Annotated in this window: 22 protein-coding genes; 8 read left to right on the top strand and 14 right to left on the bottom strand. The window is 49.1% G+C overall.

Annotation, left to right across the window (positions count from 1 at the left end; all coding sequences use genetic code 11):
* Positions 1 to 226 precede the first annotated feature (226 nt).
* Positions 227 to 403 carry a hypothetical protein gene (locus A8708_RS35185; RefSeq protein ID WP_157264491.1) on the top strand — a complete coding sequence of 59 codons (177 nt, stop codon included), beginning with the start codon at positions 227 to 229 and terminating at the stop codon, positions 401 to 403.
* Positions 404 to 519: 116 nt separating this feature from the next.
* Here A8708_RS35185 and A8708_RS00940 read toward each other — a convergent pair whose 3' ends face one another.
* From A8708_RS00940 to A8708_RS00930, 3 genes are all read right to left on the bottom strand, one after another.
* On the bottom strand, positions 520 to 1,107 hold the full coding sequence (locus A8708_RS00940) for a TVP38/TMEM64 family protein (RefSeq protein WP_068661664.1): 588 nt from the start codon (positions 1,105 to 1,107) through the stop codon (positions 520 to 522).
* 163 nt (positions 1,108 to 1,270) lie between these two features.
* Positions 1,271 to 1,924 (bottom strand): glycosyltransferase, encoded by a 654-nt coding sequence (locus tag A8708_RS00935; protein ID WP_068661663.1) that lies wholly within the window; start codon positions 1,922 to 1,924, stop codon positions 1,271 to 1,273.
* A gap of 79 nt (positions 1,925 to 2,003) precedes the next feature.
* A complete protein-coding gene (locus tag A8708_RS00930) occupies positions 2,004 to 3,227 on the bottom strand; it encodes an MFS transporter (RefSeq protein WP_068661662.1) in 1,224 nt (407 codons plus the stop codon).
* 243 nt (positions 3,228 to 3,470) lie between these two features.
* On the opposite strand from A8708_RS00930, the gene A8708_RS00925 reads away from it, so the two are divergent.
* Positions 3,471 to 4,349: a LysR family transcriptional regulator gene (locus tag A8708_RS00925; RefSeq protein WP_068661661.1), complete on the top strand. Its 879-nt coding sequence runs from the start codon at positions 3,471 to 3,473 to the stop codon at positions 4,347 to 4,349.
* Positions 4,350 to 4,421: 72 nt separating this feature from the next.
* Here the strand turns inward: A8708_RS00925 and A8708_RS00920 are convergent, their stop codons facing one another.
* Complete coding sequence (locus A8708_RS00920; protein WP_068661660.1) at positions 4,422 to 5,057, bottom strand: FMN-dependent NADH-azoreductase; 636 nt, start codon at positions 5,055 to 5,057, stop codon at positions 4,422 to 4,424.
* A 306-nt stretch (positions 5,058 to 5,363) separates the two neighbouring features.
* Here A8708_RS00920 and A8708_RS00915 point away from each other — a divergent pair, with 306 nt between their 5' ends.
* On the top strand, positions 5,364 to 5,948 hold the full coding sequence (locus tag A8708_RS00915) for a Uma2 family endonuclease (protein ID WP_068661659.1): 585 nt from the start codon (positions 5,364 to 5,366) through the stop codon (positions 5,946 to 5,948).
* Between the two features lie 88 nt (positions 5,949 to 6,036).
* On the opposite strand, the gene A8708_RS00910 is transcribed toward A8708_RS00915, so the two are convergent.
* The 4 genes from A8708_RS00910 to A8708_RS00895 form a co-directional block, all read right to left on the bottom strand.
* On the bottom strand, positions 6,037 to 7,782 hold the full coding sequence (locus A8708_RS00910; RefSeq protein WP_239696475.1) for a glycerol-3-phosphate dehydrogenase/oxidase: 1,746 nt from the start codon (positions 7,780 to 7,782) through the stop codon (positions 6,037 to 6,039).
* Positions 7,783 to 7,917: 135 nt separating this feature from the next.
* Positions 7,918 to 9,426 (bottom strand): glycerol kinase GlpK, encoded by a 1,509-nt coding sequence (gene glpK / locus A8708_RS00905; protein WP_068661658.1) that lies wholly within the window; start codon positions 9,424 to 9,426, stop codon positions 7,918 to 7,920.
* Positions 9,427 to 9,428: 2 nt separating this feature from the next.
* Entirely contained in the window at positions 9,429 to 10,004 is a 576-nt protein-coding gene (locus A8708_RS00900; RefSeq protein WP_068661657.1) for a glycerol-3-phosphate responsive antiterminator, read from the bottom strand.
* Positions 10,005 to 10,187: 183 nt separating this feature from the next.
* Positions 10,188 to 12,188, bottom strand: a complete 2,001-nt coding sequence (locus A8708_RS00895) for a GTP-binding protein (RefSeq protein ID WP_068661669.1) — start codon at positions 12,186 to 12,188, stop codon at positions 10,188 to 10,190.
* Between the two features lie 148 nt (positions 12,189 to 12,336).
* Here A8708_RS00895 and A8708_RS00890 point away from each other — a divergent pair, with 148 nt between their 5' ends.
* A complete protein-coding gene (locus A8708_RS00890) occupies positions 12,337 to 13,026 on the top strand; it encodes a DNA-3-methyladenine glycosylase family protein (protein WP_239696474.1) in 690 nt (229 codons plus the stop codon).
* 14 nt (positions 13,027 to 13,040) lie between these two features.
* Here the strand turns inward: A8708_RS00890 and A8708_RS35180 are convergent, their stop codons facing one another.
* The 3 genes from A8708_RS35180 to A8708_RS00880 all read right to left on the bottom strand — a co-directional run bounded on the left by A8708_RS35180 (position 13,041) and on the right by A8708_RS00880 (position 14,867).
* Positions 13,041 to 13,217, bottom strand: coding sequence for a hypothetical protein (locus A8708_RS35180; protein WP_157264489.1), 177 nt, complete (start codon positions 13,215 to 13,217; stop codon positions 13,041 to 13,043).
* Between the two features lie 322 nt (positions 13,218 to 13,539).
* Positions 13,540 to 14,118 carry a TetR/AcrR family transcriptional regulator gene (locus A8708_RS00885; RefSeq protein ID WP_068661656.1) on the bottom strand — a complete coding sequence of 193 codons (579 nt, stop codon included), beginning with the start codon at positions 14,116 to 14,118 and terminating at the stop codon, positions 13,540 to 13,542.
* A gap of 23 nt (positions 14,119 to 14,141) precedes the next feature.
* Positions 14,142 to 14,867 (bottom strand): MBL fold metallo-hydrolase, encoded by a 726-nt coding sequence (locus A8708_RS00880; RefSeq protein WP_068661655.1) that lies wholly within the window; start codon positions 14,865 to 14,867, stop codon positions 14,142 to 14,144.
* A gap of 334 nt (positions 14,868 to 15,201) precedes the next feature.
* On the opposite strand from A8708_RS00880, the gene A8708_RS00875 reads away from it, so the two are divergent.
* From A8708_RS00875 to A8708_RS00865, 3 genes are all read left to right on the top strand, one after another.
* Positions 15,202 to 16,278 (top strand): M42 family metallopeptidase, encoded by a 1,077-nt coding sequence (locus tag A8708_RS00875; protein WP_068661654.1) that lies wholly within the window; start codon positions 15,202 to 15,204, stop codon positions 16,276 to 16,278.
* 226 nt (positions 16,279 to 16,504) lie between these two features.
* A complete protein-coding gene (locus A8708_RS00870) occupies positions 16,505 to 16,948 on the top strand; it encodes a hypothetical protein (RefSeq protein ID WP_068661653.1) in 444 nt (147 codons plus the stop codon).
* Positions 16,949 to 17,014: 66 nt separating this feature from the next.
* On the top strand, positions 17,015 to 17,386 hold the full coding sequence (locus A8708_RS00865; RefSeq protein ID WP_068661652.1) for a DUF2500 domain-containing protein: 372 nt from the start codon (positions 17,015 to 17,017) through the stop codon (positions 17,384 to 17,386).
* Between the two features lie 576 nt (positions 17,387 to 17,962).
* Here the strand turns inward: A8708_RS00865 and A8708_RS00860 are convergent.
* Entirely contained in the window at positions 17,963 to 19,129 is a 1,167-nt protein-coding gene (locus A8708_RS00860; protein WP_239696473.1) for a sensor histidine kinase, read from the bottom strand.
* Entirely contained in the window at positions 19,126 to 19,800 is a 675-nt protein-coding gene (locus tag A8708_RS00855; RefSeq protein WP_068661651.1) for a response regulator transcription factor, read from the bottom strand. The genes A8708_RS00860 and A8708_RS00855 overlap by 4 nt, the downstream gene beginning before the upstream one ends.
* Positions 19,801 to 19,990: 190 nt before the next feature.
* Between A8708_RS00855 and A8708_RS00850 the strand changes: the two genes are divergently transcribed.
* The gene (locus A8708_RS00850; RefSeq protein WP_068661666.1) at positions 19,991 to 20,476 is read left to right on the top strand and encodes a hypothetical protein; all 486 of its coding nucleotides are present in this window, start codon (positions 19,991 to 19,993) and stop codon (positions 20,474 to 20,476) included.
* Positions 20,477 to 20,497: 21 nt separating this feature from the next.
* Here A8708_RS00850 and A8708_RS00845 read toward each other — a convergent pair whose 3' ends face one another.
* Positions 20,498 to 21,037 (bottom strand): PadR family transcriptional regulator, encoded by a 540-nt coding sequence (locus A8708_RS00845; RefSeq protein ID WP_068661650.1) that lies wholly within the window; start codon positions 21,035 to 21,037, stop codon positions 20,498 to 20,500.
* Positions 21,038 to 21,098: the final 61 nt, after the last annotated feature.

The following is a 21,098-nucleotide window of genomic DNA, read 5'->3' as shown; positions in this document are numbered from 1 at the left end:
AGTAGGGTCCTTTCTTGGTGGTGTCGTAATCCCGAGAATACCCTACTTTTTTGTTGTCTGTGAAGACTCCAAATTTTGTTATACAAACTATTTTACTTCATCCTCAAAGTCGGTTTCTCAGCAAAATTAGCTACATAAAATCCAGTTATTCAAATTTTCAGCTCATCGACAGCGTTATGGGGGCGTTCCGTGGAGGGACGGTGCTACTCCTGATGATGGTCTTACTTTGGATGACGATGCTACCCTTGCTGATGGTCTTACTTTGGATGACGATGCTACCCTTGCTGATGATGTTACTGTAGATGACGATACTACTCCTGCTGATGGTGTTACTGTAGATGACGGTGCTACCCTTGCTGATGGTGTTACTGCGGATGACGAACTACTCCTGCTGATAGTGTAGAGCGACTCCAGCGTGTAAGTCTTACTATGCACAAAGACCCCGTCTCAGCTCAAGCTTCGCTCCCTCTACATCGGGAAGCAAGTCCTGTACCAAGGCGGGGTGTACTGCAGTATCAATCACATAAATCGCTTTTCTACTTTTTTGCTAATAAATAGTGAAATTCCAATGAATAAGGCCACATAAATAAGCTGATAGGGATGATCCATGAACCGCTTCAGATCGTAGCCAATAAAGCTAACGGACATGACCATCACTGCTTTTCCCGCAGCAACTGCCACTAAGAAGGAGCGGAAACGCATTCGTACTAACCCCGCCGCCATATTAATGACCACGAAGGGTCCCAATGGAAAAAGGCTAAGAATAAAGACATAATTGAACGCTTGGCGCCGCGCCCAGTTGAGGCTCTTTTGGACATTCGGTTTCTGGGACCAGCGCACGAGATAGGGGTGGCCTGCCACCTTTTTCACAATCGCAAACGTCACCAAGCAACCGCACACAATACCGATCCACGAATACAGAAAACCGAGCCACAACCCGTACACAGCAGCATTAACGCTAATAATCACCAGTGTGGGAAGCGGCGGAATGAAAGATTTCATAAAAGGAAGCAGCAGCCCCGGCAACGGACCGAATGAACGGTACTTGTCCAAGACCAGCATTAGATTCTCTTCGGTTAAATAGGATAAGAGCTCTTTGATATCCATATGGCGCGAAAAGTCGACATGTTTCGACCTTTCCTCTCCTCTCGTTCATATGGCACGATTATAGCACGCCGTCCCCAACCCGCGCACGATTACGCATAAAAGAAGCCGATACCGGATGCACCAGTATCAGCTTGAAGGTAAAATTTATTTCTACGTTCGGTATTTATTTGAACTTATCAGGGAACTGCTTGATAATTCCCTCCGACAGCATATCGGCATACATCGTCATATGATCGGAATTTTTGTCCGAAGCAAGGATGTCCGCTTTCCAATCCTTTTTTAGCCTTGAAGTAACTTGGTCGGTAACGAGCTGCAAGTGTGCATATAGCATGTCTTGTTGTTCTTTCTGTGACCAGTTCGGGTTAGCGGCGCTTAGGAATTTGGCAATATCATCTGCATTCCGGTACCACTCTTTATTCAATTTCGCAAGTTCAGCCTGATTGCCAGCTTTGGCCGCATCTGTCACCCCTCCAGCAAGCAGGATGTGCTCTCTCAACAGTTCAGTCAGCTTATTACCCGCGGCTTCTCCGTAGTACGGCTTGATCGCATCACCGATGTCCTGTTGATTCTTCAGCAGCCTAGCCAGTACATCCTTCTGATCTTCTAGCCCTGCAAGCGCACTAACAATGTAGCTCCCTGTCCAGCCCACATGATCGACCCAGAGTCTCCTCATATCTTGTTTAAGCTTCACTTTCGCATCGCTCATGCACATCGCAGAACCAGGCTCTTTCCCAGCTGCCTGTGCGCCAATCGGTGTCAACGTGAACGAGAGAACCATCATTACCAGCAGCGTTACGAATAGCAACCTTCTTTTCATAAAAAACCTTCTCCTCTGCAAACAATTCTTGAACATCGTTATTTTGAGGAAGAATTTGCTCTTTTATGCCTATTTACGTTTAGACCAGTTTGACATTCTGATTAGGAAGTGTAATCTTCGACCTGGGACGATGGTGCAACACATAATACAAAGCCGCGGAAAGCAACGGAACGAGCCCTGCGACGACATACATCATGCGATAATCCGATACCGAAGCAATCATGCCCATGACGTAAGATCCTATACCGTACCCAAGGTCGAACAGCAGGAAAAACGTCCCCGTTGCGCTCCCTCTGCGATGTTCAGGGGCTAGTTTCATCGCCAGTGCCTGAAAACACGGCAGCAGTGCCCCATAACCCACGCCCATGATGATACCAGCCACTAAAACCATCGCCCCAGAGTGTGCTTGGCTTAACAGCAGCATCCCTACAGCAAACAAGATAATCCCAGGGTAGTACAGGTAATGCTCGTTGTAGGAATCAAAAACTTTCCCAATCAATGGTCGGAACACGACAATCATCAGGGCAAACACAACAAAGAAGGTACCTGCAACTTGAGATTGATGAATTTCAACCGTAAACGAGGACATAAAGCCAGATAGCGAGCTATAGGCAAAAGCCAGAATAAACCCGACCACTGAAATCGGCAGCGCCTTAGGTTCGATAAAATCACTCCACTGCAAACGGCGTTTCTCCCGTTCTTCGGGCCTCACCGCCTGTAACGCTTCCTGTTCTTGCTTAGGTACTCGCATACTTAACGTGAATAGGAGTGAGAGCGCGGCAATCACACAAATAGCTAACAGCAGCATATGGATGTTCTTATCTTTCCACAAAAATAACCCCATCGCAGGCCCGATAACCATTCCAACGCTCATGAACATGCTGAAATAGCCCATCCCCGTGCCCTGACGGGAATTGGGTACGAGTGACGATGCAATCGTACTCGTCGCCGTCGAAGCAATGGCATAGCTCATGCCATGAATAAGACGAATCAGCATAAACATGAACATGCCTTTGGCACCAAAGTAGGAGATGCAAGCCAATAAGAAAATGACCATTCCGATAATGGCCATCTTCTTTGAACCATATCGGTCCACCCACTGTCCTGAGAAGGGCCTAATCAACACCCCACCGATGACATATATCGTAATCGACAACCCCATCTGCTGCTGACTACCGTGCAAGCTATCCTTGACATATAGGGGAAATGCCGTAGCAAGAATATAAAAAGTGAGAAACATGAAAAAACTGCTCATACATACAACAACGAAATTTTTGCTCCAAATTCTCTCTCTAGTCAACATATGCGCTCCATTCTCCACAAAGGTTTTCTGTCTGTTGAACTAGTATAAGAGGGATAACTTATAAAGTATAATACATATTATATGATAAAATGATCACATCAAAGTTATGAGCAAATTTCTATCGAGGCCACTCGACGATGAGCTACCGCGTTTAGACGTAAATTTTATCGCCAAATCAGAAAGCAGTTTTCGGGAAGCGAAGACTTATACTTTCTGATGTGGCGAGTAAAGCGAGGATTCACCATGGAATTCCTACAGCTTCATTATTTTCAGACAGTTGCACGCCTAGAGCATATGACCCAAGCTGCCAAAGAACTCAATGTCTCACAGCCTTCACTGAGCAACTCTATCCAACGGCTAGAGAAGAAGTTAGGTATCCCGTTGTTCGAGCGGCAAGGCCGGCATGTAAAATTAAATGCCTTCGGAAAAACCTATCTCCGCCGCGTTGAGCAAGCTTTCTTAGAGTTAAAAGAAGGCGAACGAGAAATCAAAGATATGGCTGGACTCGACCATGGCGTCGTTTCCCTTTTTGTATCACTTCCGTATGTGCTACCGACGCTTCTCAAGGAATTCCTGACTCTTCACCCCCATGTCAGAGTCATCCAGCGACAGTTGGCTTCTGCTTTGGAAATGAGAAATGATCTCGATAATGCCGAAATCGATTTTTGTATTTCTTCGACACCAGTCATAGGACCCGATATTGAATGGCTCACGCTTGTTGAGGAAGAACTATATTTGACTGTCCCGAAGGGGCACCGCTTTGCGTCTAGAGACAGTATCCGCTTAATAGAAGCTGCAAATGAGCCCTTCATTTCGCTGTCCTCTCAAACGAATTTCCGGGAAATTACGGATGGCTTCTGCCGTCAGGCGGGGTTTGAGCCTCGCAGCGCGTTCGAGCTTGAGGAAGTCAGCGCTATTCAAACGTTAGTCGAAATGGGGCTTGGCATTACGTTCACCCTTCCGCTATCTCTAGGGGGCAGAGCTTCCAATCCTGACACCGTTCAGTTAAAAATAACAGAACCCTACTGTCACCGTACCTTCGGCATCGCCTGGAATCGCAAACATTACCTTTCTCAAGCGGCCATTCATTTCCGTGAGTTTGTGATTGATTTTTTCAAGTGAAGCTCCATGCAAAAAAAAACCGTTTATTGCCATAACAATGGCTTTAAACGGTCTTTTGCTTACAACAGCTTATTAGAAGCGTTCTGCAAGTGCTTTTGCTTTTACAATCGCTTCTTCTTTAATCGTTTGAGCTTTATCAGGTGCTGCAGCCATACCTTCTACGAAGATACCTTCGAAAGAAGGAACGCCATAGAATTGCATAATTTTATTCAGGTAACTGTGACCACTTTCAAACGCAGCAGCCGGGCCTTCGGAGTAAACGCCGCCGCTAGCTTGAATATGCGCTGCTTTTTTGCTTGTCAGTAAGCCAACAGGGCCATTTTCCGTATATTTGAAAGTTTTACCAGCAACGGAAACAGCGTCAATGTACGCTTTCAAAACTGGTGGGAACGAGAAATTCCACATTGGTGATACAAATACATATTTGTCCGCAGCTACGAATTGCTCGACAAGCGCACCTAGGCGTGCAACTTTTGCTTTTTCAGTATCAGACAGTTGCTCGAAGCTAGATCCTGATTGAAGTTTGCCCCAACCGCTGAACACATCCGCGTCAATTTGTGGAACATTCTCTTTGAATAGATCCAGGTGAATAACTTCATCTGCTGGATTCGCTTCACGGTAAGCTTCAATAAATTCTTTTCCTACCGCAAGACTGAATGATGTTTGAGGATCATTAGGATGTGCTGTGATGTAAAGTACAGTTGCCATTTTCCAAAACTTCCCTTCTGTATTAAAAATGATTACACTTTATTATACATATTATTTAGTTAATTTCAAATATATATTTACTTACAAAAGATTAATAAATTGTAGAGTAAATGCCTTCCAAGACAGTTGTGAATTAACCAACATTCTAAAGCAGCAGGAAGCAATCACGTTCTAGTAATGACATTGACAACGAAACTGTATTACACGATAATGAAATCATAGCGTTCGAGGAAGCACTTCACAAAGTTAAACACACAGCGTGTTTCTTTGATGGGGTGCTTTTTGTTTAGGAGGAGTGGATAACACATGAATACGAAGAAGAAGGCTATGGACGGAATCAAGGAATTTCCCGTGACTTATGAGGTTTATGCAGCGATGCCGGATGATGGGAAGCGTTATGAAATTGTGGACGGTATTATGGAGATGATGTCGCCAGGACCCTCTACAAATCACCAAGAAGTTAGCGGAGAGCTGGAATTCGTCTTAAAACAAACTTGCAAATCCGAATATAAGATTTTTCATGCTCCTCTTGACGTCATTTTAAGCGATACGGTTGTTCTCCAACCGGATATCTTGATGATCCACCGCAGTCGGTTACATATCGTGACAGCCCGAGGAATTGAAGGGCCGCCAGATCTCGTTGTGGAAATTCTCTCTCCGGGCTCCCGCAACAGGGATAAGGTGATTAAGATGAAATCCTATGCGAAACATGGCGTACAGGAATATTGGATCATTGATACGGAATCTCGTACGTTAGAGCGGTATCGGCACGATAACAGCGAACTGTACGTGCTCCAACATCTATTCGAAGGTGACAATAGGGTGGAATCGGCAATGTTTCCCTGTGTCTCATTTGTCCTCAGTGACATTTTTAAAGAGATACTGAGCTAGGCCGTACAGTCAACCCTTGTGCTTAGTAACAAATATAGAGAAAAGTCTTACGTAACAAGTTACGTAAGACTTTTCTCCAACCTTTATTCTATGCCTCCAACGGATGAACCGCCTCATGGAGCAGCTGATCCAGCTCAGCCGTGTAAGCTGCTGTCTGCGCTTCGCTCCAACGGAAGCGCTCCGCCAGGAAGGCCGTTGCCGCAGCCTTCCACTGCCTTGCCCACGCGATGTCGAAGAAGAGGGCGCCCGTGCGGCGGATGAAGAAATCCGCCGGCTTCACGACCATCTCGCGCTCTATCGCGTACACGAGCGCAGCGAGCACCGCGGCAGGCATGCCCCGCCGTGCGGCCTCATCCCTGTACTGCTCCAGCAGCGCGAATACGGTGTCCACGTTGGACCCGTATCGCTGCGCGAGCAGCATCGTCTCAGGCTCGGTCAGCCCCAGCCGCAGGCCTTGGCTGACCCTGCTGCGCAAGAACGGCGCCAGCTGCGCGGATCCGCCCACATCGCCGCCGGATATCGGCAGCGTCTTCGTGCGGCTCGGCGGGAGCTCCGCCGAGACCTTGCCCTCCGCCACCAGCATGGCGGCGATCTGGTTCACGACCGACTCCGCCATTTTGCGGTAGCCGGTCAGCTTGCCCCCGGCCATCGAAATGAGGCCGGAACCCGAGATGAAGATTTCGTCGCGACGCGAAATCTCGGAAGGGTCCTTGCCCTCCTGATGGATCAGCGGGCGCAGCCCGGTCCAGCTCGATTCAACGTCGGCCTCCATCAACCCGAGGGACGGAAACATCTCATTCGCGGCGCGCAGCACGTAGGCGCGATCAGCCATAGTAATACGGGGATTGGCAATATCCCCTTTGTAGTTCGTGTCGGTCGTGCCGACATAGGTTTTGCCATCGCGTGGGATCGCAAACACCATACGTCCGTCCGGCGTATCGAAATAGATCGCCTGCCCCAGCGGGAACCGGCTCTGATCAAAAACCAAATGCACCCCTTTGGTCAAATGCAACGTTTTGCCCTGTTTCGAATGGTCCATTTCGCGAAGGGTATCCACCCACGGTCCAGCCGCATTGACGATTTTGCTCGCATAGAGCGCGTAAGAGGCCGAGGGATCACTCGAATCTTTCCCTACTGTTCCGCCAGCCAACTGATCCACAACCCGTACCCCAACCAAGGTACCGTCTTTCACGATCAGTTCCTCGACCTTGGCATAGTTCACCGCCATCGCGCCGAGTTCCACTGCTTTTTTCATAACCTCAATCGTTAACCGCGCATCATCCGTACGATACTCCACATAGTAGCCGCCGCCTCTAAGATCCTTCTTTTTGAGCAGAGGCTCATGCTGCAAAGTCACGTCAGGACTGAACATCTTACGACGTTCCGAACGTTTGACCCCGGCCAAGAAATCATACACACGCAGCCCGAGCGATGTGGACAGTTTGCCGAACGTACCCCCTTTATAGAAAGGCAACAGCATCCACTCCGGCGTCGTCACATGAGGACCATTTTCATAGACAATCGCACGTTCCTTGCCGACTTCGGCTACTACTTTTACATCCAGCTGCTTCAAATATCGCAGACCACCATGCACCAATTTGGTCGAACGACTCGACGTCCCTGAAGCAAAGTCCTGCATTTCAATCAACGCCGTGCGAAGCCCGCGACTCTGTGCATCCAGCGCAATACCCGCGCCGGTAATTCCTCCACCGATTACAATCACATCGAACTGTTGCTGCGCCATCGCTTCCAGTGTTTCTTTTCTTTGCAATCCGCTAAATGTTTTATTGCTTGCGTTTTTATGTTGTCCAGCTTCCATTTGTCCTGTTGTCATGCGAATCTCTCCCTTTTTCTGAATATGAAAAAACCACAACCTACCTAACACGTTTGCACGTTTAGGTCCGCTGTGGTTTCTCCTAGTCTCCAACCGAGTATGAACTTGTTAGATGTAGTATATCACTATATGCCTTTATTTAAAAGCAATTGCGGCATTTACCGCCTTTTTCCACCCGCTGTATAAGGTTTCTTGCAAATCTGCTGGCATTTCCTGCTCAAAAGCCCGATCAACCTGCCACTGCGCAGCAATTTCCGCCTGATCTTGCCAGAAACCAACCGCTAGTCCAGCCAAATAGGCCGCCCCCAGAGCTGTCGTTTCATTGATCACCGGGCGCTCAACCTTCACACCAAGCATATCGCTCTGGAATTGCATGAGGAAATCATTTTTTACAACACCGCCGTCGACCCGGAGCTTCGTCAATTCAATGCCTGAATCATCTTCCATCGCTTGCAGCACGTCTTTGGTCTGATAGGCGAGAGATTCTAACGTTGCCCGGATGAAGTGCTCCTTCGACGTCCCTCGTGTCAGCCCAAACACCGCGCCGCGCACGTCACTGTCCCAGTAAGGTGTGCCTAGCCCAACAAAAGCGGGAACTACGTACACACCTTCGGTAGACACGACCCTTTTGGCATATTCCTCTGAATCTTTGGCCGATTTGATCATGCGCAGCCCATCTCGCAACCACTGAATCGCCGAACCTGCTACGAAAATACTGCCTTCCAGCGCATACTCAACCTTCCCGTTCAAGCCCCATGCAATGGTAGTCAAAAGGCCGCTGCGCGACGGAATCGCATGATTCCCTGTGTTCATCAGCATGAAGCAGCCAGTACCGTAGGTGTTTTTGGCCATGCCTTTTTCAAAACACGCCTGACCGAACAAAGCCGCTTGCTGATCACCAGCCGCACCAGCAATAGGAATCGCTGCTCCGAAGAATAAACTTTCCTGCGTATGTCCATACACCTCGGACGAAGAACGAACCTCCGGCAGCATCGCTGCAGGTATATGCAAATGTCCCATCAGCTCCTCATCCCACTTCAGCTCATGAATATTGTAAATGAGTGTCCGCGAAGCGTTCGAGTAATCCGTGACATGAGCCTTGCCGCCAGTAAGCTTCCAAATAATCCAGGTATCCATCGTGCCAAAGAGCAGATCCCCCTGCTCAGCCCTCGCTCTGGCTCCCTCGACGTGGTCGAGGATCCATTTGATTTTGGTCGCGGAGAAATAGGCATCAATCAGCAGCCCCGTCCGCTCCCGAAACAGGTCGCTTAGGCCCGCTGCTTTCAGTTCCTCACAAATGTCCGCCGTCTGCCGCGACTGCCACACAATCGCATGGTAAACGGGCATCCCTGTATGCTTATCCCACACAACCGCCGTCTCCCGCTGGTTCGTGATGCCGATTCCGGCAATCTCCGCAGGCTGCACCCCAGACTCAGACAACAGTGTCGCAATCACACTTTGAATCGACAGCCAAATTTCGTTCGCATCATGCTCCACCCAGCCTGGCTTCGGAAAAAACTGCTTAAACTCCTGCTGGGAGGTATGCGCGATACTTCCTTTTTGATCGAATAAAATCGCTCTAGAGCTTGTTGTCCCTTGATCGAGGGAAAGAATATATGAGGGCTTGGTTCCCGTTGTTGTCATGATTAATTATGCCTCCTTGTCACGCCATCGTAATGCTTCCAGAGTTCATGGTTCGAAGTCGTCACCGCCGTCGCACCAGCCGCAAGCGCACCCTCCACATCATCAATGGAACGAATCAGTCCGCCTGCAAAAATCGGAATACCCGAACGCTCCTTTACTTCTCGGATAATGTGCGGAATGACGCCCGGCATAACCTCGATGTAATCGGGTTGCGTGCGTTCGAGCAGGGTATAGCTTTTGTCCAGCGCCGAGCTATCCAGCAGAAAGAGCCGTTGTATCGCCAGCAAGCCGTTCTGCCTTGTCTTCGTAATCACATTGCCACGCGTCGAAATGATCCCTGCAGGGCGAATGCTCTGGCATAGAAATTCAGCCGCAAACTCGTCGTTCTTCAGTCCCTCGATCAAATCCGCATGAAGCAGCATCTTCTTCCCGTGACTGCGGCTCAGATCCACAATGCTTTTGAGCTGGCCAATATGACTGTCAAGCAGCACGATATACGTGTAAGACGACTTCATGAGCTTCTCTAAATCCTTCATCTTACGGATGGCTGGTAATATACACTGTTCTTGCAGCGACATGCGCTTCACCTCGATTTCCTGAACGTCTCTATTTCCATGAAAAAAGACTCACCAAGATTTGCCTTCTCTTATTCAAAGGGCAATCCGAGTGAGTCTCCAGTTCTCCGTCACATGATATTAACTTACTTGTATTCTACTGAAAGAGGGGACGCTGTGTCAATGGTCGATGGCTGGACCCTTCGCTTAATTGACCAAGGCCTTGCGTACGGCCAAAATATACTTCGACTGATCGAGCGGGTTAACGCCGCGCCGTTTACGCTCTGCATGGACATCTGGCGGACTTGGCTGATAGCCTGCAAAAGATGACGTAATCACGCCGCGGCCGCCTGACATCGCGCTTAGCTTCACGGGATATTCAAGGGACGTCGCTACTGGCAGCCGCCCCTCAAGGACGAAGCGCCCTCCCGCGATGCTAGGCGCATCGAAGGTCGCCCGCATCTGCACAAGGTCGCTCAGCACCTTGCCACCGAACTCTTCCGGCACGGTAATGCGTACCTGGAGCATCGGCTCAAGCAGCGTCGTACCCGTTTGGGCGAGGCCTTGCATGATGCCCATTGGCGTCGCTACGGCAAAATCAAGCGGATGCGTGTGCCACACGTGATGCTCACCCTCGAGGAGCGTCACCTTGATATCGGTGACTTCCCAACCGAGCAGCCCCTGTTGCAGCGCCTCAGGCACGCGGCGCGCTACTTCATTCTGGTACTGCAGGAGCAGTTGCTCGCCGCGTACCTGAGACTCATACACGAGCCCGCTGCCCGGCGCTCCAGGCTCGATGCGAAACCGTAAGATCGCCCAGCAAGGCTTGGGCATCGTATAGGCAATGAAGCCTTCGCCGGTTTGCGAAGGCGTTTCTTTGTAGATGACGGAAGGTTGGTCGAACCTTACCGCTAGGCCGAAGCGCGAGCTCAAGAGACTCGTCAGAATCTCGAGCTGGATCGCTCCCATGACCTTGACGTGCAGCTCACGCTCATCCTGCAGCCATTGCAGATCGAGCAGTGGATCCTCGTCCGTGAGCTCCTGCAAGGCTGCGACGAGCACAGGGTACTGCGCGTCGCTCTCGGCGTGCACCTGCACGGTCAGCAGCGGCACTGCCATGCGCGGCGCAGACGGCACGCTGTCCGGCCGACCGAGCAGATCGCCGATCCGCACCTGCGTTAAGCCGCAGACGGCCGCGATGTCGCCAGCCGTGACAACGCCGAGATCTTCGGCTTTGCGCCCGTCGATGCGGCGAATCTGGGTCACCTTCTCCTCCACGCCTTGCGTGGCGTTGACGACGGTGTCCCGGTTACGAATCGTCCCCTCGTAGAGGCGGACGTACGCCATGCGCCCCATAGTCTTGTCGCGCTCGACCTTGAAGACCACAGCCGACAGCGGCTGCTGCGCATCGCCGCGCGGCTCAGGCAAGTAATCGAGGATTGCTGCTAACAGCTCCTCGATTCCGATGGCTTTGCTGGAGGCGCCGACCAGCAAAGGGAAAGCCTCTGCCTGCCGCGTATACCGCTGCAGGGTGGCTTTAACTTCGTGCGCCGAGATGGGCGCACCTTCGATGTAGCTCGTGAGCATCGGCTCATCGAGCTCGGAGAGCTTTTCGACCGCGGCCGCGAGGTCGAATCCCTGTGGCGCGCCTACTGCGGGCGGCGCGTCAATCAGCACGTTCTGCGCGCCGCGGAACGTGTCCTCTAGGCCCAGCGGCGCATAGATCGGCACCGCCATCCCCGTGAGCTGCTTATGAATCTCTTGCAGGACGCGTTCAGGATCAGCCCCGACACGGTCTAATTTGTTCATATATAGCAGCGTTGGAATTCTAAGCGATTGGAGCGCATGCCAGATCATTTCCGTCTGCGACTGCACGCCCTCCACAGCGGAGATAATCAGAATCGCTCCGTCCATCACGCGTAAGGAGCGCTCCACCTCCGACAAAAAGTCGACATGACCTGGTGTATCTACCAGGTTAATCCAAGTATTTTGCCACACTAGACTTGTCGTTGCGCTTCGCACCGATATTCCCCGCTCACGCTCCACATCTAGTGAATCCGTCTGTGCCGTGCCGCTATCTACACTGCCTAGTGCACGAATACGACCGCTTACATATAGCAAATGTTCCGTCGTTGTCGTCTTCCCTGCATCAACGTGCGCGAATATCCCCACATTCCTTCTCGACGCTATGCGTTTCTCCTCTGTCATTCCTGCTCCGGCCCCTTTGGCATTCATTCTTTCTTCCATTATACTCAATGAGAGACACTTTGGATAAGCCATCCACCTCTCTCTTCTTGAGAGACTATGCAGCGAGCATGCGTCGTTTGAACCTGATTTGTTCTGAGGAGGATTCATTATGCACCAGCAGCCTACCATGCCTACTACTGTCATTACACTTCATAACCAGCACCCTGCCATTATCGCCTTATCTCAAACTGACCCGAAATTAGCTAGATTAATCGAGCTCATTGGTGAGCTTACACTTACACCGAGCTCTCGCCCCTACGAATCTCTCGTTATGTCGATCATTTCTCAGCAACTCTCAGCCAAAGCAGCATTAACGATCAAAACGAGAGTCCAACAACTCATCCCTTCCATTACACCAGAGGACGTTCTAACCACAGACGAGGAAGCCATCCGCCAATGCGGAGTCTCCTATCCCAAAATCCGCTACATCCGCGACCTTAGCACCAAAGTATTGAGCCGTGAAGTTATGCTTGATCAACTGCAAGATGTAGATACCACAGAACTTTTGAAGCAGCTCACGAGTGTCAAAGGAATCGGCATCTGGACTGCTGAAATGTTCCTTATCTTCGCCCTAGGCCGGCCTGATATTCTGTCGCTCGGCGATGCTGGTCTGCAGCGTGCTGCCCGTTGGCTGCATGCGCTTCCCGAGCGCCCAGATAAAAACTACTTATCCCTCGCCGCCGAAGGCTGGGCGCCTTATCGCAGCTTCGCTTCCCTCTACTTATGGCGCGCCATCGATACAGGTCTCGTAGATTCCGGCCTGCCGGTGGATGCGTGTGAGAAACCGTTGCAAGTGTAGAGAACTCAACAACTTCAGAAATTAGGTTGCGGATTAACACGAGTAGAGCGCATCGCCTTGCCCGCGCCAAAGCATCCATAAGCAAAAAAGCGCAAGCGGCCCCCAACAGGACACACTTGCGCTTTATTCGACCGCCATAAACTCACATATACCGTTTGTTCGCTGTATACTACATATGCTTCTACCAACACTCTACTTCCTCCACTACTTCCACAACCCAATCATCCCTCGCAGCAGCCCCGACGCTTCTCAACTAATTTAAATGGATTTTATGGTGTTAATTAGGCTGATTATCTCCCGAAAACGAGAATAGATGGATTTCCTGTAGGTAATTTCATCCCAAATCGCCAGATTCACCAAATCTGGCGATTATAACTGTACTTTATCCATCTAATCGTTCGATTTAATGATTTACGGCCACATTAACTGTATGTTTTCATGTTTTCCATTTAGTTATCCTATCCGTACGGGCTCGCTGCTTTTCTGCCAAACTGAGAAGTAACTGAGTATTCTCTAAGTGGCACGCCCTGCATCCCAACGCAACCCACGCAAATACGTCTGTAACAATCGACGCAAGCTCTCATCCCGATCTAGACCCATGCGGAAACCATTCTGGTGCTCGAGTGAGGCGAAGCCATGCACCATGCTCCGAAAGCCGCGCACCACATGCAGGGCATCTTCTTCACTAAGTCGGTAAGGTGCAAGGATACGAAGCAGGAAACTCACAACCCCTGCACCGACCTCTTTCAACTCAGGATCTTCATAATCGGGCAGCGCGGAGATCGCTTCGTACAACCCTGGCTGCTTCCGAGCGAAATCCACATAAGCTACACCCGCAGCCAGCAAGGCTTCGTCCTCCGCTTTACCAATCACGGCTTCGATCATCGCTTCTTTCACGAGGAGAAGACCTCGCTTAGAAAGCTGCTTTCGCAGATCAGGCAAGCCTTTGATATGATTGTAAAGGGAAGGTGTTTTGATCGTTAGTTTGGACGCCAGTGCAGCTAATGAAAGCTGCTCAATTCCGTGTTGATCTGCAAGTTCTATCGCCGCTTGCAAGACCGTTTCTGCATCTAATCCTTGTCGAGTAGCCATTATGTGCCCTGTGCCCCTTTATACTAAATTGTCGCTGTTGCGCTTTGGAATTTCGCTGTTGCCTCTTCCAGTGCTGCATCCAGCACCACTGCCGGTTGCTCAATCATGCGTCCATGTCCGATTGCCAATAAGCTTGGCGCTAGTTCCCTCAATCTGCGTGCACTCGACAAGGAAGCTTCCTTACTCCACGTCGCCATCGCCGGGAACGGGAACTTCCATTTGACCACACCAGATACCGCTACCCCGCCCCTTACCTGAAAAGCATCTCCGGCAATCAACGCACGGCTCCGCACATCGAGGAAAGCCATGGAGCCTGGTGTATGACCAGGGGCAGCGAATGCTTGCAATGAACCGATCCGATCCCCGTCAGCCAACAGCACATCAGGTTTCGTCTGAATTCCTTTGGGAATGCCACCTTTAATCGGAGTTTGAAGCTCATCCGGCTCCAATTCCACGTTGCCTGCCAACAACTTCGCATCCCTTCTAGAGATGTATACTTGGGCATGAGGCAATTCTTTTTTCAAACCGTCAAGTGCACCAATATGATCCCCGTGCGCATGTGTTAGAACGATACGGGTAATCGGCTTCCCAATTTGCTTCGCTGCCTGCAGAATACCTTTCACACTGAATGGTAAAGCCGCATCAATCAAGGTTAATTCGGATTCTTCCTCCACCAAGTAACAATTTACTGGAAAAAATCTCGGCATAAAAGCCAGCTGATACAGGTGTCCGATTTGCGTTATTTTCATATTCAACGCCTCCATTAACTATTTATATTAGTATAATAACTAATATCATTAGTTTTGTAAATAGGCATCTGTGCATTTGTCTGAGTGTTCTTTATTAGACTGTGGTGAAAAAAACCTTATCGAAGCCAATCATGGATGAGTAACCGCTATCCCACCCCACAAAGTGACGATAAGCTTCGAAGCAAAGTCCGATTACTTTGTGGGGACCCCGAGTGATGTAGGTTTTATGGACAATAAGTACATTTTTGGGGGTATCGAAAACTTTATCTTCCTTATGTGGTAAAATAGTTCCATATTTGCCCTACAGTCCCTAAGAAATGAGTGAGGTTACCTAATGAATACTGAAACTTTAGCACTTTTTCAAACGCTAACCGAAATGCAAGCTGCACCTGGTTTTGAGCGAGAGATTCGTGCCTTTGTACGCGGCGAATTAGCCAAATATACCGATGAGTTCGTACAGGACGCGCTCGGCAGCCTCTTCGGGGTTGTGCGCGGCGACGAGACTGGGCCGCGCATCATGGTGGCTGGCCACTTCGATGAGGTCGGCTTCCTCGTAAACGGCATCACCGAGCACGGCACGGTCAAGTTCCAGCCGCTCGGCGGCTGGTTCAGCCAAGTACTGCCCGCGCAGCGCGTGCAGATCATGACGGAGAACGGACCGATCATCGGTGTGATCGGTTCCGTGCCAGTGCACTTGCTGGACGAGGCTGCGCGCAGCAAGCCCGCAGACATCAAGACGATGTACATTGACATCGGCGCCGAAGACAAGGCCGATGCCATCGCCATCGGCATCAAGCTCGGGCAGCAGATCGTGCCGATCTGCCCGTTCACACCTCTGGCCAATCCGAAACGGATCATGGCCAAGGCTTGGGACAATCGCTACGGCGTCGGCCTCGCGATTGAGCTCTTGAAGGAGCTTCACGGCGGGCCGAAGCTCCCGAACATCCTGTACGCGGGTGCGACCGTACAGGAAGAGGTTGGCCTGCGCGGCGCAAGGACGGCCACGAACATGATCCAGCCCGACTTGTTCTACGGGCTGGATGCAAGTGCCGCCGGGGATATGACCGGCGACCGCCAAGCTTTCGGGCAGCTAGGGCGCGGAGCGCTGCTGCGGATCTTCGATCCCACGATGATTACCCACCGGGGGATGGTCGAATTCATTCTGGATATGGCGGAGACGCATAAGATCCCTTATCAGTACTTCATCTCGCAAGGCGGCACAGATGCCGGACAGGTGCACGTACAAGGCAGCGGGATTCCATCCGCTGTAATCGGGGTATGCGCACGGTATATTCACACTTCGGCGTCGATTCTTCACGTGGATGATTACGCCGCGGCCAAGGAACTACTGATCAAGTTAGTGCAAGCCAGCGATCGAACGACGTTAAACACGATACTTTCACAAGCCTAAGTGGTATAATCCACTAAAAAAAGCGTAACAAGATGAACTCTTGCTGCGCTTTTTTTGCATGCAATCACACATGAATATGGGTATAACCATTTTTAAAGATAGTTTTATTATCGTTTACTATATTTAAATACGTAAAAAATTGACATTTTTTTCATAAATATAGAACTAATGTTCCAATATATGGTACAATTAACAATATAACTTGTTATTAGAAAGAAGGATACCTATGACTACATGCATTCGTGAAGCAACGTCCCAAGATACGTCCGCGATTAGTTCACTCGTTTCTCATCTTACCGGCAAAATGATTTCCCCTTTACATATTGAAAACAGGCTGCATAACATGCGCGATAACCCGGACGAGTTGCTATATGTCTATGAAGAAAAGAACCGCATTCTAGGTACACTAAGCTTTCGTATCCGCAGAGATCAGGCAGCACACAATGTCACATTTAGTGAAATTTCGGTTATTTCCTTTCAGGAAGATCCCGACAGTAATCAGGCCCCTTTGGAACATTTGAGGAGCTATGCCGAACAGCTTGCAAGTGATCATAACTGCTCTGGCATGATGTGGCTTACTGACGTAGCGTCCCCAGACCAATCCCGAGCCGCCCAATCGCCTATCGGCTTTCATGAAACCGGCTATCGTTTCGTTAAACGTTTCCTCTAATGTAGAAGGAAGTCCATTCAATTTATTTCTAATTATTCTATTACTACTGCGAAGGAGTGCTTACATGTGCTAGCTGGATTACATGAAGGAGCTTTAAGTACGCTTGTCCTTATCCTCTTCATCCTCATCCTTATTCTCGCGGTTGGCATCTTTCTATCCCTTATTATTAAATCTCTTTCGGTCTGGACCTCCAATAACAATGCACCTATTCAAGATCGATACTGTAAGGTTGTGTCCAAGCGAATACAATTATCCGAAGGCTCTAGTAATGTAAATGCGAACACATCTTACTTTGTTACTTTTGAGTTCGAGGACAGGAGCAGAATTGAGCTGTGGATAGGCCGACAGCAGTTTGGCTATATGATCGAGGGAGATAGAGGAAATTTAACTTTTCAAGGCACTCGGTTCAAAGAATTCGATCGCCAAAAAGCAATATGAGCAATTCCACGAATACGTTAGCATTTTTAAGAAAAAACAGAAAAACTGGCATATTTGGACCGATTTTTGAATAATCTGAATATTTACAATATTTTAATAATGGGCTATTATGAATTCAAGGCAGACAGGAAGGACAACCTGCACCATACGGTGCAGTAGAGCAGCGAAGAGCCTGATAATCTTCTACGAGAGGGGATAGTCCATTGGACCACGTTAGCGAAGCATGCTACTCACTTGCGTTCTAAACGGCAGGAACCAAGTGCAGGAACGTCCCACTCGTTCATCCAGCATGCGGGAAATCAGATGCAGGCAGGTCATCACCCTAGGAAAGGAAAAGTAGTGAGGGACTTGTCGTAAGGTTGATCAAATGGGCAACAATCATTGGCAATAATTTCGCAATAATTTCGAAGAAAGGACACTTTAACTTTGAGGCTTACGTATCGATTTCAGCAACTGACTTGTGAATTTTCGGGGAATGGAGTGCGGAAGAACAATTGAATAGGCAAAATGACTCATAGAGACCTCCGGTTATCATAGATAAGCGGAGGCCTCTATTTGCGTTCATATGAAATTAGCTTAGCTGTCAGGTGTCGGCGGCTTCTGAACAATCGGTAATCGCACGATAAAGGACGTCAGTTCCTCCATCCCACTTTCTACCTTGATTGATCCAAGATGCATCTCCACGATTTTCTTCGCGATCGACAAACCTAGCCCATTGCCGCCTGCCATACGATTTCTGGATTTATCTGCTTTATAGAAACGTTCAAAAATATGCGTCTGGTCCTCTTCCGGAATGCTGGGCCCATTATTCGATATCCGCGTTACAGCCTCTTCCCCGTTACTAACCACTACCACACGAATTGTTCCACCAATAGGTACAAATTTCACTGCATTATGGATGAGATTCGTCCATACCTGACTGAGCAGATCCTCATCAGCTTCCACGGTTACGGGATCCAATTCGATGTCCATTTCGATATCTTTATCTACCCACTGCGGCTCACAAGCAAGGATATGATTGCGCAGCTGTTTGTCCAAACGATAGCTCTTCGGTTCAAAAGGATGGTGCTGGGACTCCAAGGAAGTCAATTTCAGCAAATTTTCGCTGAGCTTGGATAAGCGTACGCTCTCCGTTTCTATAATAGTCAAATAATGCTTACGTTCCTCCAGAGACAGCTGATCGTTCTGTAGCGCGCGGGAGAATCCGCTAATGGACGTTAAGGGCGACTGGATCTCATGGGAGACATTCGAAATAAATTCTTGCCTCATTCGCTCCAATTGACCCAGATCGAACGCCATTTGATTAATAGACTCCGCTAACTCTACGAAAGGTCCATTTCGAGGATTATCATCCACCAAGACATTGAAGTCCCCTCTCGACATGCTTCGAATCGCTTGATTTAAGCTATGAAAGAAGTGCAATTCATGTCTCCGTAGAAATTGGCCCAGAATGGCCATCGTTATCCCCCAGAGGAGCATGCCGCCGAAACAGTTGATCAACTGTACAAAGACTTCAGGAGGGCGTTTTCCCAGATACGTGTAGAGATAGTCCGTTCCATAGAAAGCAGTTAGCCAATACACGATGATGAGTACGAATACTCCTACGCCAAAAAAGAAGCCGCCAATTCGCTGAAGAATAGACTGTTTTTTGTGGTTCATTCTTCGTTGCTTTTGTCTTTCTTTCCACTCCCTGTTCTCTGCTCTTCTCCGTGCTCTTCTCTCTGCTCTGCGCTTGTTCGTCACTTGAGAACCTCCAAACGATAGCCCAAGCCTCGGATTGTTGCAATGCGAAAAGCGTGCCGCTCCTCTGGAAATCGTTCACGAAGCCGATTAATATGCACATCAACCGTGCGTTCATTTCCTTCATAGTCAAAACCCCAAATCTGCTCAATCAATTGGTCGCGGGAAAAGGTTTTGCCTGGATAGCTCGCGAGCTTGTAGAGCAGTTCGAATTCTTTCAGTGGAAGCGTGATGCTCTCTGCGCCTACGGTGACTTCATATGTTTTGCGATTCATACTTAAATCGCCAGCCTGAATCGTTTGCGAGGAAGCAATCTTGTAGCGCTTCAGCAGCGCTCTCACTCGCATCGCCAATTCAAGCGGTTCGAAGGGTTTGGTGAGATAGTCATCAGCGCCGAGCTCGAAGCCTTTGACCTTCTGTGCCGTTTCTCCTTTGGCCGTTAACATCAGAATCGGCAAATCATAATGCTCTCTAAGCTCCTTGCACAGCATCCATCCGTCCATGTTCGGCATCATCACATCTAGGATGACCATATCGACTTGGACGGTTTGCAGCTTCTTGAGTGCTTGAGCGCCATCCTCAGCCTCGACGACATCGAAACCCTCGTTCAGCATGAAAACACGAACAAGCTCACGAATATAGGGATCATCATCTACAATCATAATGGGTGCCATGATTCATTCATCCTCACTTCTTGATGTTATTGTCTGCTTATAGAAGGTGTTTATGATAGAAGTAAGCATACTGGAGCAATATAAACTGAATTTAAACCAGAAACTGATTTCAGAGAATGAAAGGGCTTTATTTGGAAAATGTTTTATGATAAATTTGGGAAAAGGAACAGTTTGGGGGGTTGTGGCCTGCATGACAAATAACACATTGGCGGATTTCAACAAGCTGACTACCGCGGAAGCGGAAGCCCTATTCAAGCGCGAGGTACTATCGGAGGGATTCGCAGGTTTCAGGCGGTTGCTCGACAGTCTCACGGATGCGATCAAAGCGTCCTGCGATACGGACATGGATACCGTGGAACAGTCGGTCGCGAAGGCGAAACGACTTTTTCCTGAACCCGTGGACTTCAGTCCCTCGTGGGAGAAGATTTGGCCAGAGCTCGAAAATACAATAGCTGCCAAGAAACACATTTTTGCTAATGTCTCGCACGTGGACAGAGCCGGTGAATGGCAGGTTATCATGGATAATCCGCTCGTTGTGCAAGAAGTCGTCTGCTACCCTGCGCTGTCGTTCGAAGATGCCGCCTATCTGTATGCTTATTTCCGACCGAAATTAGAGAAGTCCGAATACATTCGACTGCAGAAAATCCAGACCGTTATTCAGGAAATCGGCAGTTAGAACGCATCCCCTGCCTTCACATCACTTCAGCTTCTCCTTCATCCACTCACACCAATACAAATCTGTATCTACCTTCATTGTAGCTTTATGAACCAGTACATACATACCGAATGCATCATCACCAATATCTAATTGATCGAGCGGTTTCTCACTTCCTTGTTGGATCTTATCCATCAGGAGGTTGAATCGCTCTTTTTTCTTCTTATAATATAGTTCGCGTACTGCAAGCATCTTCTTCGCCTGCTCTTTATCCACTAAGCCGATACAGTATACCTTAAGCGCGAGTTCATCCCTCGTCACAGGTTCATCTGTTGGCTCAGCAATCCAGCCCCGTAAGGCATCTTTCCCTTGCTCCGTGATGGAGTACACTTTCTTATCCGGCTTATCCGATTGCGGTACATGCACGAATGCGACGTGACCCTTCTGCTCTAATTGTGCTAAGAGTGGATAGATTTGGCTATGTTTGGCTGACCAGAAAGGTTGAATATGCTGCATAAGCTCATACCCCGAGCGGGAGTTTTTGGTTAAAAGGCTTAGTAATCCATATGAAAGGGTATTCAATTGGCGCTCCTCCTTTATGTCATTATTGACATATAAACAGTTCGGTAGTATGATGATTTTC

The organism is Paenibacillus oryzisoli, from assembly GCF_001653565.1.
In the GTDB taxonomy this organism is placed as follows: Bacteria; Bacillota; Bacilli; order Paenibacillales; family NBRC-103111; genus Paenibacillus_E; species Paenibacillus_E oryzisoli.
This window is presented reverse-complemented; position numbering and strand designations above follow the sequence as displayed.

Coding starts and splice junctions, on each gene's coding strand:
- A8708_RS00940 (WP_068661664.1), bottom strand. CDS start 1,107: ATGGATATCAAAGAGCTCTTATCCTATTTAACCGAAGAGAATCTAATG.
- A8708_RS00935 (WP_068661663.1), bottom strand. CDS start 1,924: ATGAAAAGAAGGTTGCTATTCGTAACGCTGCTGGTAATGATGGTTCTC.
- A8708_RS00930 (WP_068661662.1), bottom strand. CDS start 3,227: ATGTTGACTAGAGAGAGAATTTGGAGCAAAAATTTCGTTGTTGTATGT.
- A8708_RS00925 (WP_068661661.1), top strand. CDS start 3,471: ATGGAATTCCTACAGCTTCATTATTTTCAGACAGTTGCACGCCTAGAG.
- A8708_RS00920 (WP_068661660.1), bottom strand. CDS start 5,057: ATGGCAACTGTACTTTACATCACAGCACATCCTAATGATCCTCAAACA.
- A8708_RS00915 (WP_068661659.1), top strand. CDS start 5,364: ATGAATACGAAGAAGAAGGCTATGGACGGAATCAAGGAATTTCCCGTG.
- A8708_RS00910 (WP_239696475.1), bottom strand. CDS start 7,782: ATGACAACAGGACAAATGGAAGCTGGACAACATAAAAACGCAAGCAAT.
- glpK (WP_068661658.1), bottom strand. CDS start 9,426: ATGACAACAACGGGAACCAAGCCCTCATATATTCTTTCCCTCGATCAA.
- A8708_RS00900 (WP_068661657.1), bottom strand. CDS start 10,004: ATGTCGCTGCAAGAACAGTGTATATTACCAGCCATCCGTAAGATGAAG.
- A8708_RS00895 (WP_068661669.1), bottom strand. CDS start 12,188: ATGACAGAGGAGAAACGCATAGCGTCGAGAAGGAATGTGGGGATATTC.
- A8708_RS00890 (WP_239696474.1), top strand. CDS start 12,337: ATGCACCAGCAGCCTACCATGCCTACTACTGTCATTACACTTCATAAC.
- A8708_RS00885 (WP_068661656.1), bottom strand. CDS start 14,118: ATGGCTACTCGACAAGGATTAGATGCAGAAACGGTCTTGCAAGCGGCG.
- A8708_RS00880 (WP_068661655.1), bottom strand. CDS start 14,867: ATGAAAATAACGCAAATCGGACACCTGTATCAGCTGGCTTTTATGCCG.
- A8708_RS00875 (WP_068661654.1), top strand. CDS start 15,202: ATGAATACTGAAACTTTAGCACTTTTTCAAACGCTAACCGAAATGCAA.
- A8708_RS00870 (WP_068661653.1), top strand. CDS start 16,505: ATGACTACATGCATTCGTGAAGCAACGTCCCAAGATACGTCCGCGATT.
- A8708_RS00855 (WP_068661651.1), bottom strand. CDS start 19,800: ATGGCACCCATTATGATTGTAGATGATGATCCCTATATTCGTGAGCTT.
- A8708_RS00850 (WP_068661666.1), top strand. CDS start 19,991: ATGACAAATAACACATTGGCGGATTTCAACAAGCTGACTACCGCGGAA.